Annotated in this window: 10 protein-coding genes; all 10 read left to right on the forward strand. The window is 33.0% G+C overall.

Annotation, left to right across the window (positions count from 1 at the left end; translation table 11 throughout):
• Window positions 1–19 precede the first annotated feature (19 nt).
• Complete coding sequence (locus FMG_RS01250) at window positions 20–229, forward strand: AbrB/MazE/SpoVT family DNA-binding domain-containing protein (protein ID WP_002841311.1); 210 nt, start codon at window positions 20–22, stop codon at window positions 227–229.
• A gap of 200 nt (window positions 230–429) precedes the next feature.
• Window positions 430–6,111, forward strand: coding sequence for a Rib/alpha-like domain-containing protein (locus FMG_RS01255; protein WP_012290250.1), 5,682 nt, complete (start codon window positions 430–432; stop codon window positions 6,109–6,111).
• Between the two features lie 414 nt (window positions 6,112–6,525).
• Window positions 6,526–7,392: a GTP-binding protein gene (locus FMG_RS01260; protein WP_227930530.1), complete on the forward strand. Its 867-nt coding sequence runs from the start codon at window positions 6,526–6,528 to the stop codon at window positions 7,390–7,392.
• Window positions 7,385–8,167 (forward strand): methylcobamide--CoM methyltransferase, encoded by a 783-nt coding sequence (locus tag FMG_RS01265; protein ID WP_012290252.1) that lies wholly within the window; start codon window positions 7,385–7,387, stop codon window positions 8,165–8,167. Before FMG_RS01260 ends, FMG_RS01265 begins: the two co-directional genes overlap by 8 nt.
• 1 nt (window position 8,168) lies before the next feature.
• Window positions 8,169–8,822: a corrinoid protein gene (locus tag FMG_RS01270; RefSeq protein WP_012290253.1), complete on the forward strand. Its 654-nt coding sequence runs from the start codon at window positions 8,169–8,171 to the stop codon at window positions 8,820–8,822.
• 137 nt (window positions 8,823–8,959) lie between these two features.
• Window positions 8,960–10,537, forward strand: coding sequence for an ASKHA domain-containing protein (locus FMG_RS01275; protein ID WP_012290254.1), 1,578 nt, complete (start codon window positions 8,960–8,962; stop codon window positions 10,535–10,537).
• 2 nt (window positions 10,538–10,539) lie between these two features.
• Entirely contained in the window at window positions 10,540–10,986 is a 447-nt protein-coding gene (locus FMG_RS01280; protein WP_227930529.1) for a DUF4430 domain-containing protein, read from the forward strand.
• Window positions 10,986–11,495: a hypothetical protein gene (locus tag FMG_RS01285; RefSeq protein WP_012290256.1), complete on the forward strand. Its 510-nt coding sequence runs from the start codon at window positions 10,986–10,988 to the stop codon at window positions 11,493–11,495. Before FMG_RS01280 ends, FMG_RS01285 begins: the two co-directional genes overlap by 1 nt.
• A gap of 72 nt (window positions 11,496–11,567) precedes the next feature.
• Window positions 11,568–12,299: a YdjY domain-containing protein gene (locus FMG_RS01290; protein ID WP_012290257.1), complete on the forward strand. Its 732-nt coding sequence runs from the start codon at window positions 11,568–11,570 to the stop codon at window positions 12,297–12,299.
• Window positions 12,300–12,311: 12 nt separating this feature from the next.
• Window positions 12,312–13,496 carry a TVP38/TMEM64 family protein gene (locus FMG_RS09950; RefSeq protein ID WP_012290258.1) on the forward strand — a complete coding sequence of 395 codons (1,185 nt, stop codon included), beginning with the start codon at window positions 12,312–12,314 and terminating at the stop codon, window positions 13,494–13,496.
• The last annotated feature ends 141 nt before the right edge of the window (window positions 13,497–13,637 follow it).

Raw genomic sequence — 13,637 nt, forward strand, 5'->3', positions numbered from 1 at the left:
TACAAGAAGGCAGGAAAATATGAATTTTGAAATAGAAAAAGGAAACAAAATTACAATACCAGATATTTTGATGCGCAAATACGACTTACGAGAAAAGGATGTATTTGAATTGGAACTTGAAAACGACAGGATAATTTTGATTCCAAAGAAAAACCACGATGCAAACTACGTCGAAAAGTTGAAAGGATTGACAGACGATACAATCGATGCTTTGCACGAGGACAAATAAACCACAAGAACTATTGTAAAATTTACGATAGTTCTTTTTTCATGCAAAAAATTAATCAAACCTATTGAATGTAAAGTTAAATATGCTACTATATAAATAGTAGTGCATGTTATAAACAATATAAATATATCAAATTAACTAAACGCTACTTATCGTTTAAATTTTGCTATCAAAAAATATTCAAAAGGGGATGTAAAACGATGAATAACAAGATTTTTGGTAAAGTTATTGCTGAAAAAAGAGCCAAATGTTCCAGCAAAAAACCTAGGTATGCTCTTAGAAAACTTAGCATTGGTGTTGTATCTTGTTTGATAGGATATGCTTTTTTGATTGGAGGAAACGTTTCGTTCGCAGAAACTAATACGAATTCTTCTGCTCAATTTGTGGAATTTGTAGAAAAAGTAGGAAAAGAAGAAAATTCTACAAAAGAAACTACAAAAGAAACTCCAGAAAAAACTCCAGAAAATTCTGAGGATATTTCTGACGAAAAAATAGACACAAAAAAAGTAGAATCAGTTAATAAAAAGGAATTAATGGCTACTGAAAATGTGAAAGAAATGGAAGAAAATCCTGTACATAAAGAACAATTTACGGTTGTTTTTGATGCTAATGGTGGGAAATTCGACACAGAAAATAATACGTTGACTGTAAAAGCAGGAGAAAATGCGACATTTTCTGAAACTCCAACTCTTGCTGGGAAAGTATTTGTAGGTTGGGCTAATAGTATTGATGCGACTGAAGCACAAGAAGATATTTTACAAAACATAACTGCAAACAAAACAGTGTATGCTGTTTGGAAAAATGATGATAAGGATACTTTAAAAAAACACGACAAACCTATCGTGACAGCAACAAAACCTGAGGATGTTTCTGATTATTTGAGCCTCAATTTTAATGCGTCATCTTTTATGGAAAATGATGGAACTTTGCATTATGGAAAAATTTTAGATAAGGATAATAACGAAGTTGAAAACAACAATGAAATAGAAGGAATAAAAACAAGGACTTATTGGGTGCTTAAATCTGCCACATGGAAAGACGTTAAGGATTTTACTGATAAAGATGGTAAAAGTGTTTATCAAAATCTGACGGCTAATAGTGGAGATGAAAAGCACCCATTTTTAGGTTGGTCGGATAATTCTAGCTTGGATAATATTGTGGATCTTAAATCTAAATTTGAAGATAAATCTGTAATTGGAGAAAGTACGAAAGATAGATTGAATTTTTACGCAAAGTATAAGACCAATGATTATGTTTATTACGGAAAAACTGATAATTCAAAGCCTGCATACGATTCAGATGGATACAAGCTTAATTTGAAAAAAGATTATAAAAAAGTGACGTTCAAAATCAAGGATGAAAAAATAGGAAAAGTTTATCTAAAAGAAAAACAAAAAAAATTAATTGGAAAAGATGTCGCAACGAAAGATGATGGATCTATTAAGCTCGAAGACGCTACAATTGGGGATAAAGAAATTACTGTATTTGTTGAAAGAAAAAAAGCAAAATCTACAATTTATAAAGGTATTAAAGTAGAAACTGATTCTATCGACAAAGATCATCAATACTGGTATTGGTATAGAGGAGAAGTTGATCCTTCAACAAGAGAAGATGACGGGGATTACATTATTCCGCCTTCTTTAAATGGAATTAAAGATCCGGATGAAGTTTGTTTTGTTCCTCTTTTTGTTACAAATGGCCAAGATGTTACAGACTTATGCGTCAATGCTGCTCCACCAAAAATGCCTACAAAAGGATCTAGAGACAAATTCGTTAGATTTGGACTTGTAACTCTACGAAAAGAAGAAAAGATAAATGATATTTTAAGAGAAGATGGTAAGTCTTATTTTGGTAGAACTTATGTTGTTTTCAGAGAATATAACGCGGATTTTATTTTCGAAAAACATCCACCTAAAAATCCTGGTTCGGTATTACCAACTCTAAAAGAAGAATTCAAAGATAGCTATGCAAATCCAAATTGGTACGACAATACCAAAGATCAAAAGCGATACTACTATGATGATGTAGATTTATCAAAAGTAGTAATTTATAAAAACAAATTTTTCACCGCAAGGGCAACTAAAATACCTGTAATTCACAAAATTGATGAAATTGATGAATCGGCAAAATATATCGAAGGAACTGCTGAAGGAAAAGGAAAAGTTTGGATTCATATAGATGGTGAATATATAACAGAAACTAGGTCTGATAGTAGAGGTAGATGGAAATTTGAAGTAAAAAATAAAATTAAAATCAAAGCAGGCAATGAAGTTAGAATTGAATTTGCGCCAGACAGCAGAACACTGCCAGCAAGTGCCAAATTTATTGTGAAAAAAGCAAAATATAATGTCAAGTTCACACCTGTGTATGAGGGCACTGTTGTAAATCCTGGAGATATAGCTGTGATTAGTGCGCCAAAATTTATTAATGATTTGAATAAATCGGAAAATTTAGATCAACCTATTGTCAAAAAATTTGAACTCGTAGATTTAGCAACAGAAGAAATTGTCATCGATGAAAAGACTGGCGAAATAACTTACAACTCGAAAGAATCCGATGCGGACAAGACGATTGATTTGAATATTAAGGTCACTTACATGGATGATACAACTGAAAATGTAAGCACAACTATAAAAATCAATTCACTTCCTGAAATTATAAATCGCAAAGAAAATCCTAGCGCACAAACTCCTGAAGGATATGTCAGAGTTACAATGAAAGCAGGAGAAGGGGTGCAATTAAAGCAAGAAACAATCTACGATATTAAAAAAGGGTTGAGCTTGGCTGCAGATTACTATCCAGAAGTGGAAATAAATCCTGAAAACAAAAACAACTACAAAAATCCGATAAATTGGACAGTCAATCCAGGAGAAAAAATAGAAAATTCTGTCGAAATAATCGCAAATGCAACAAAAACACAAGCATCTGTCAATGAACCAACAGGTAAAGAAATAAAAATTCTCGAAGGAGAAACGATAGAAGCAAAAGATTTGGTTGCAAACTCAGATGATTTGCCTACTGATACAACATTTGAATTCAAAGAAAAACCAGAAACAAAAACTGCCGGAAAGTTTGATGCAACAATAATCGTGAAATATTCTGATGGCTCATTTGATGAAGTAAAATCTACAATTATCGTACAAAAACAAGCAGCGATTATCACGCCAATACCAACGGTTGAAGCGGTTGATGAAATTGTTGAATTTGGAAAAACTTACGACTTGACAGACAACATCAAAGACTTACCAAATGGAGCGAAAGTTACAGACATCACAGAAAAAGATGCAATAAATACAAGAAAATCTGGAAACTACATCGGAAAAGTCAAAGTAACATTTGAAAATGGCGCAACTAGAATTGTTAATGTAAAAGTCGTTGTGAATAAATCACTAGCAGAAACAAATGAGCCAGTAGGAAAAGAAATAAAAATTCTTGAAGGAGAAAGTATTGAAGCAAAAGATTTGGTTGAAAACTCAGAAGCAATGCCTGCTGATACAACATTTGAATTCAAAGAAAAACCAGACACGAAAACTGCTGGAAAGAAAGACACAACAATAATCGTAAAATACAGCGACGGCTCAATTGACGAAGTACAATCAAAAATTATCGTACAAAAACAAGCAGCTGTAATCACGCAAATACCAACAGTAGAAGCAGCAGATGAAATTGTGGAATTTGGAAAAACATATGACTTAGCAGACAACATCAAAAACTTGCCAAATGGAGCGAAAGTCGAAGACATCACAGAAAAAGATGCGATAAACACAAACAAATCAGGAAATTACATCGGAAAAGTCAAAGTCACATTTGAAAATGGTGCAACTAGAGTCGTGACAGTAAAAGTCGTTGTGAATAAATCACTAGCAGAAACAAACAATCCAGTAGGAAAAGAAATCAAAATTCTCGAAGAAGAAAATGTTGAAGCATCAGAATTAATAGCAAACAAACAAGATTTGCCTACTGATACAACATTTGAATTCAAAGAAAAACCAGACACAAAAACTGCTGGAAAGTTTGATGCAACAATAATCGTAAAATACAGCGACGGCTCAATTGACGAAGTACAATCAAAAATTATCATACAAAAACAAACAGCGGTAATCACACCAATACCAACAGTAGAAGCAATTGATGAAATTGTGGATTACGGAAAAACTTACGACTTGACAGATAACATCAAAAATTTGCCAAGTGGAGCGAAAGTTACAGACATCACAGAAAAAGATGCGATAAACACAAACAAATCTGGAAACTACATCGGAAAAATCAAAGTAACATTTGAAAATGGTGCAACTAGAGTCATGACAGTAAAAGTCGTTGTGAATAAATCACTTGCAGAAACAAACGAGCCAACTGGTAAAGAAATAAAAATCCTTGAAGGAGAAACGATAGAAGCAAAAAAATTGGTTGCAAACTCAGATGATTTGCCAGAAAACACAACATTTGAATTCAAAGAAAAACCAGACACAAAAACTGCTGTAAAGTTTGACACAACAATAATCGTAAAATACAGTGACGGATCAATTGATGAATTACAATCAAAAATTATCGTACAAAAACAAGCAGCAATCATCACACCAATACCAACAGTTGAAACAACTGATGAAATTGTGGATTACGGAAAAACTTATGACTTGACAGATAACATAACAAACTTGCCAAATGGAGCGAAAGTTACAGACATCACAGAAAAAGATGCGATAAATACAAGAAAATCTGGAAACTACATCGGAAAAGTCAAAGTCACATTCGAAAATGGCGAGGAGAGAATTGTCAATGTAAAAGTCGTTGTGAATAAATCACTTGCAGAAAAATTTGTACCAGATGTTAAGACAATAGAAGTAGAAGTGGGAGAATTGTCGGCTGAAAAGCTTAAATCTGCGATTTCAAATCTTCCACAAGATTCGAAACTGGAAATAAAATCAAAAGAAGAAGGAGAAGCCGTTGTAACTATAAAATTTGCAGATGGATCAGAAAAAGAAGTCAAAATTTCTTATAAAATAAAAGAAAATAAGGCTGAAGTTAATCCTGAAACAAATGATAACGACGGAAACAACGAAGAAGACAACAAACCAGAAAAGGAAGAAAAACCAGAAAAAGAAGAAGACAAAAAAACTGAAAAAGAAGAAGATAATAAACCAGAAAAAGAAGAAGATAATAAACCAGAAAAAGAAAAAAAGCAAGGCAAAGATTTAGTAGAAGATTCAGAAGACAATGAAAATATCAAAAAACCAGAAGAAAAAATCGAAACAAAACCTGAAGTTAATCACCAAATATCAAGAACTTCAGAAAAATCATCAACAAAACCTGGAAAAACTACTGAAAATATTGTAAAACCGAATGCAGAAGGAATTCAAATTCATTTTGAAAAAACCAATGTAAAAATTGGCGACAAGGTTTTATTGAAACCGATATTTACCGACAAATCTGGTAAAGTAATAAATGTTCCGATGGATGTGGAATTTTCACTAGAAGAGAATTCTCCTTCTGGTGTAAAAATAAATCCGAAAACTGGTGAGTTGAGCTTTGATACTACAGGATACAAGGCAGGCGATAGAATTGAGCTTGTTGTTGTAACGAAATTTAGAGGAAAAACTACACAAACATTTGCATTATTTGCGGATAATTCAGTGATAAAACTTCCTGAAAAAATAACTTCAACAACTACTCCAGACTTCGTTATCAAAACAAAAGTAGTCATCAATATCGTTGAATCAGAAAACAGAAAATCAAAGAATATCTGGGAAAATAAATCAGAATTTACTAAATCAAACTCAAAATCACAATTGCCAAAAGCGGGAACACAAGCAGAAATTGCAAATTTAACACTTGCGATTGTTTCCTGTGCAACTGGAGCTTATTTTACGAGAAAGAAAAAATAATATTGCAATCAAAAACACCTCGGCTCGAGGTGTTTTTATTTAGCTTCATTTTTAAGTTTATTTAATCTTTTATAATTTCCGAATTCACGTCCATATTCCATTAACGCGTCGATATTTTCCATTTTACCATAGAGAAAATCCGCCATTTATTGAAATATTTTATAAGTGATGGGTATTATTCATTTCAATTAATTAAAAACTTACGAAAATAGAATAAAAACCAATCAAAATCAAATAAAATGATTTTTCACACGAAAAATTATAACCTGAACTCAATTTAACCATCAAAATTTAACAAAATAAAGTTTTTTATCAATCAATAATACAAAATTCATTTATTTAAATATCCAATAAGTAGTTATTATTTGAACAATACTAACTATCAAATATGGTAAAATAAAGATGGGTGATAATATGAAGACGATAATAGTGTCAGGATTTTTAGGTTCGGGCAAGACAACATTTATCAATCACATTTTGGGATTTAATAAAAACACTCTTGTATTGGAAAATGAATTCGGAGATGTTAGCATAGATTCAATGCTAATCAAAAACGATGATATAATTGAAATAAATTCGGGATGTATTTGCTGTGGGCTTAAAAGCGATTTTAAGGAAATTATTCACAAAATCGATAAAGACCAATTTGAGTACATAATAATTGAGCCGACAGGGATTGCAAAATTAACCGATATATTGGAAGTTTTGAAAGACGAAGAGAATTTACAAATTCAAAAATGCGTGACAATTGTCGATTCTGACAGCTACATTTGTTTTCACGAGGATTTCGGAGAATTTTTCAATGATCAAATCAAAAATGCTGATATAATATACATAACGAACATTGAAAATTTGGAAGAAGAAAAAATCGAAGAAGTAAAGAAATCAATCGAACAATTCAACAAAACTGCGATTATTCACACAGAAGATTTCAGAAACATGAATCCAGATGATATTGTAGCTGAATTTGAGAATAAAAAAGAACACAAATGTTGTTGTCACGGTCATGGACACAAATGTTGCGGCAAACATCACCACGATCACCATGATCATCCTCACGAGGATTCCAAATTCAAGACCAATGTTCAAAAAAATTTAAAATTTGCTTCAAAAGAAGATTTAGAAAAGTTCTTAGATTCAAAAAGCATTGTTCGAGCCAAAGGAAATGTAGAAATCGCAGACAAGAAAGTTTTCGTGAGCAAAACTTTGAGTGGGTTGGAAATATCGGATGCAATTTCTGATAGTGAGGATTTTGTGATAATTGAGGTGAATAATGAGTAAAGTTGGAACTTATGATTGTATTATAATGGAAACAACGCCCATTACTAATCCGAAATTATTTGAAGATGCGGACTGTTTGGTAGAACATTTCAAGGACAAGGATTATGCGAGTATTCCAATGTCTTCGACACTAGAATCAGAAGCTATGGGTGCAGTTGCAGAACTTGGAAAAGTTAGCAAGTACAAATACGACAATGTTGATGATATTGTGATAGATTTTGATTACAATCAAAAACATGTAAAAGCTTTGTTTGAAGCAATAGATAAAATGAAAGATGAGAAGAGAGTTATCGTAGAAGTTTCCGGCCCATTGATTATATTGGACAATTTGGCAAGTTCTGAGGTTGTTTTCAGATCTTTTAGAAAAAAACACGACAGAATTGTCGAGCTTTACGATGAAATCAGAAAAGTTTTGGTGGAATACATCGAAAAGCTTGTCGATAGCGGAATAAAATTGATTAGTTTTTCCGATAGTTTGGCAGGCGCTGATATTATTGGCCCGAAACAAATGCAGATGTATGTGGATGAGTTTTTGATGAAATTTTTGGCAGATATTCAAAATATCGACAAATCATTCAATTTTCATTTATGTCCAAAATCCACGATGGCTTTGATTAGTTTGAACAAGGCAGAGTTCAGGCCAATTGAAAAAGACGAAGAACAGAGATACGTTGATTTCTTGTTTGAAGGAGAACACAAGACTTTTGGAGACAGATGTATGAATTTGTCAAACAAGAAATTCAAGAAAATAAATGAAATCATAATTAGGAGTTAACATGGATACACAACAAGAATATTTAGATAAAATGGCAGAAATGGTAGTAGAAATGGAAGACGAAGATATTGCAGATGTGTGTCAAGAATACATCGACAAGGGATTTGATCCTAAAAAAGGTATCTTCGATGGACTTATTAGAGGCATGACAGAAGCGAATAAACTTTACGACGAAGAAGAATATTTCATCACAGATGTATTGCTTTGCAGTGATGCTATGTATGCTGGCTTGAATGTTTTAGAAAAATACGTTGAAATAAGCGACGAAGATATTCTAGGAGTTGCAGTTATCGGTGTTGTCGAAGGTGATACTCATGATATCGGCAAAAATTTGGTTAAATTAATGATGGAGACTGCTGGATTCAAAATGATTGATTTGGGTCGTGATGTTAAATTGCAAAACTTCATAGATGCAGCAGTAGAAAACAATGCTGATTTGATTTGTATGTCAACTTTGATGACAACTACTATGGAAAACATGGGAAAAGTTATCGAAATGTTGAAGGAACAAGGACTTAGAGATAGATTCAAAGTAATGATTGGTGGAGGACCAATTTCACAAGGTTTTGCAGACAAAATCGGCGCAGATTCATACACAGAAAATGCCGTCGAAGCTGTAAAGGCTGCTAAGAAATTAATTGGAAAAGATAATTAGATGTGATTAACGAAAAAGATTGATTAAAACAAGATTTACATCATATTTTCGTAAATCGAATTCCAGTGATTTGTCCAGGCGGAGATAGCCGCTTGAAAACTTGAAATCAATAATAATAGCATCAAAGAATTACGATTATGAAGATAACAATAAATAATTTAAACAAAACAATTGAATTAGAAGATGATAAAAACTACAATTTGATGAATGCTTTGCTTGAAAATGACATCTACATCGACAATTCGTGCAACGGTAAATTAACTTGTGGGAAGTGTAAGATTAAAATCGTAGAAGGAAATGTCAACGAAATCACCGATACCGAAAAAAGACTTTTGAAAAAAGAAGAAATCGAAAACGGCATCAGGCTTTCTTGTGCAGTTACAATGTGTGGAGATGTCATCGTTGAAACTTTGAGCGAAAATAGCTCCATTGATGTGCTCGATTCTGGTGAAATGCCAGAGTTTGAAAAAAATTTTCGAGATGGATACGGAATTTGTGTGGACATTGGTACTACAACTGTGTGCATGAATTTGGTGGATTTGAAGACAGGTGAAATCATCGCGAAAAACTCAGCACTCAATGCCCAAACAAAGTACGGCTTGGATGTGCTTACTAGAATTACGTTTGAATTTGAAAACGAAAATGCAGCGAAAATTCTGCAACATAGTATTGTAAATTCAATGAATAAATTGATTGACAGGATGATTGTCGAATCAAAAATCGACAGGAAAGACATCAAAGAAGTTGATATCGCAGCGAACACTACGATGGTTCACATGCTTTTGGGAGTGGATGCAAGAAGTTTGGGGAAATTCCCGTACAAACCAGTGTTCACTGAGGCAAAGAGTTTGATGTGCAAAGATATTGGACTGAATTTGGATGCAAAATTGTACACTTTGCCAAATGTTTCTGCATATATTGGAGCAGACATTGTGGCAGGAGCTTATGTTACTGATATGAGAAACAGAGAAAACACTTTGTTTATAGATATCGGTACAAACGGCGAAATAGTTTTGAAGACTAATGATAAATTGTATTGCTGTTCTTGTGCAGCAGGTCCTGCACTTGAAGGTATGAATATAAAATGTGGAATGAGAGCAGAACAAGGAGCCATTGAAGATGTTGTAATTGATGGATCAAATGTCATATTGCAAACTATAGGTGACAAACCTGCAAAAGGAATTTGTGGTAGTGGTATTCTTGCTGTAATCAGTGAAATTGTAAGAAATAAAATCGTCAATAAGAGAGGAAGGATTATCGATCCAAACTCTGTCGATGATTTTAGAAAAGATTTGGTTAGAATTGTGGATGATAAAAGAGAGTTCATGCTGACTGATGAACTTGTTATCACGCAATCTGATATCAGACAAGTACAGCTTGCAAAAGGAGCGATACTTTCTGGTTTTATAAAACTTTTGGATGAAGAGGGATTGGATATTTCTGATTTGAATGAATGCATTGTTGCAGGCCAATTCGGAAGTCATTTGAAACCATCATCAATCGTAGGCGTGGGAATTCTACCTTACGAAATTGAATCCAAAATAAGTTATGTAGGTAATTCATCTTTGATAGGGGCGTACATGTGTTTAATGAACGATAAAATAAAAGAAGAAATGTCCGCTCTTGCTGAAGATATGAATTATATAGAATTATCAATGACAAAGGATTACGATAAAATATTCGCGAAAGCGATGGAATTTCCAAAGGAGAGATGAGTATGAAGAAAAAATTATTGGTATTGATGATGCTTGTATTTGCATTGACAGCTTGTAACGCTGACAAAGATAAGGCCCAAGAGCCACAAAAAATAGAACAAACACAAGAACAAGCAAAAACAGACGAAAACAAATCAGAAGAAAAAGCTTCTGACAGTCAAGCTACTAAGGTTTCAATCGTTCTTATGGATGAAGTTAACAACAAAGAAATCTTAAAAGAAGATGCAGAAATCAAAAAAGACGAAAACCTACAATCTTACCTTGAAAAAAATCATAAAGCTGTTTTTGAAAAAGGTATGATGACTGAATTGGAAGGCGTAAAACAAGATCCAGCTAAAAAACAATACTGGATGTACTATGTTAACGGTAAAATGGCAGAAGTTGGAATCGGCGATTACAAAGTTAACGAAAACGACAAGATAGAATTCAAATTTCAAGAAATGAAATAATGAAAACTAGTGATTTGACTAGAATTGCAATATTATCAGCAGTATGCATCCTGACAAGACTTTATTTGAATATAATTCCGAATGTAAAAATCTTGTCGGATGTCATACTGATACTTGCAATTGAAAAAAACCTAAAAGAGTCACTATTTGTAAATGCAGTCACGATGGTAACCACAAGTTTTGTGCTTGGGTTTGGAATATGGGTTTTATTCCAAGTGGTAGATTTTTTCATTTTGGCTGTGTTTAACTATGCAATTTTTAATGTTTTTAAATTGAAAAAAACATTGATAACTAAAACAATCGCAGTGTCTGTGTCGGGGTTTTTATATGGACTTATAATTACGTTGATGGAATGCATGACGGTTATGGGAATGAATGTTTTCATTGCAAGATACATGACATCTATACCATTCGACATAAACCATATGATTGGAAACGCGGTTATATATATTTTTCTGATATACAAATTAGAAGATTATATCACTGGTAAGAAAAAAATCATGAATTAATTGGTGATACTACATTTTAATGTATGATGAAAAGTATTTTATAATAATAAAAATAACGGAGGGATAATTCTTATGAAATTAAGAAGAAAATTATTAGCTGGATTTTTATGTCTAGCAATCGTAGGACTAGCAGGATGTTCACAAAAGGCAGATGACAAAAAGGAAGCTAACAACACTGCAACAACTGAACAATCTAAAACAGAAGAAAACAAAAAAGAAGAAAAGAAAGCAGATGACGAAGTAAACGGAGTTTCTTTGAAAAACCCAATCAAAGTTGACAAGGAAGCTAAGAAGGTAACTGTATTATCTTCTGTAAATGGTAAATATTTTACAGAAAATACAAGACACGCATCTGTAAACACTGACGGAAGTAACGGTGCAAAATCCGTTCTTACTGCTTATGGTACACCGGAAGATTTCTACAATGCATTAATTGAAATCGGTGCAAAACCTGGCGAAAACATGAACCCTGATAACGCAACAAAAACTCACGTTGAAGGATCAAAAATCGGCGCTACTGTAACTTGGGAAGGCGCTGGAAAAGATTATGATATCAACGAAGTAATCAAAGATAGCAATGGAAAGAAAATCGAATTTAGATTCGGCGGAAACTTAGAAAGAGCAAAAACTAAAAAAACTGGTTGCTTAACTTGCTTAGATTCTTGCCCAGTAGGAATTATTTCTAATACAACTTACACTTATGGTGCAGTAGAAAAGAGAAACGAAGTTAAATTCACTGGTAACGCAGATGTTCTTCCAGAAGATGGAACTTATGTAGCTGTAACTTATACCTTGGAAGATTAATCGAGGTATCAAGTGAAAAAGTTAAGGGCGATATTTTATTATTTAACTACGGGCGTAGCCATCGGGTTTTTGACTTGTTTACTATTATTATTTAATGTAAACTATGAAATGATGGTTAGTCAGCAGCTAGTAATGTTTATCTTTACAGCTTTTGGATTGATACTAGGAATTGCATATACTAACATCAATAGATATGTATTTTTTGCATTGGAAGCAGCAATAGCTTTAATAGCTCTTATAGGTGGCAAAACTCAAAGTCTTATCTACATCGTAAAAGAATTTGTGATGTATCATGGACCGGTTAAGAATATTTTTATTCCCACAATTGTAGTTGTTGTGGTTATTAATTTAATCAATATCTATATAGTTCTTACTCAAAAGAAATACCAAAAATTCTACACGAGAGAAGAACGTAAAGCAATGAAGGAAGAAGAAGTCAAACTTAGCGATTTGAGAGAAGAAAAAACAGCTGAAGAAATAGCAGAAATTAAACACACGAGAAAAATCCAAAGAATAATCGCTTTAATAATTCTTGGAGTTTTATTGGGATTGTATTTCTTCGTTCCTTCAATTAAAGCTAAAACTAACGAAGCTTTCTCTACGATTTCAAAATTAGACACTGATGTAGTTGTTGCATACTTGAGATCTTACGGAAAGCAAGCAGCAGTTGTATCATTTGTTTTGATGATACTACAATCAATCGCAGCACCTATTCCAGCATTCTTGATTACTTTATCAAATGCTGCAATATTTGGATGGGTTAAGGGAGCTATGCTTTCTTGGTCATCAGCGATGGCAGGTGCAGCACTTTGTTTCTTCTTGGCGAGAGCTTTGGGAAGAGATGCTGTAGAAAAACTTACAAGCAAAGGTGCAATGGAAAGTGTTGACGTATTTTTTGAAAGATACGGAAAGTATGCAATATTAATTTGTAGACTTTTACCATTCGTTTCATTCGACTTTGTAAGTTATGGAGCAGGTCTTACTAACATGGGATTCTGGCCATTCTTCATCGCGACTGGAATTGGTCAATTACCTGCAACAATTGTTTATTCATACGTTGGAGGAACATTGACAGGTGGAGCACAAAAACTTTTCTTGGGACTTTTGACATTATTCGCATTATCTATCATGATTGGTATTGCTAAGAAAGTTTACAACGATAAACAAAAGAAAAAAGGCGGAAAAGTTGTAGAATAAATTTATCATAGGTCATTGATGTGGCCTATGATTTTTTTTGAAAATTTTTGATGGTTCTTATTAAAAGTTTTACGCTTTATTTTGATAATGAAATGAATAAATTTGACAATAAAACTTTTTGGAATTAAAATTTAATTATGA

Source organism: Finegoldia magna ATCC 29328 (assembly GCF_000010185.1).
In the GTDB taxonomy this organism is placed as follows: Bacteria; Bacillota; Clostridia; order Tissierellales; family Peptoniphilaceae; genus Finegoldia; species Finegoldia magna_H.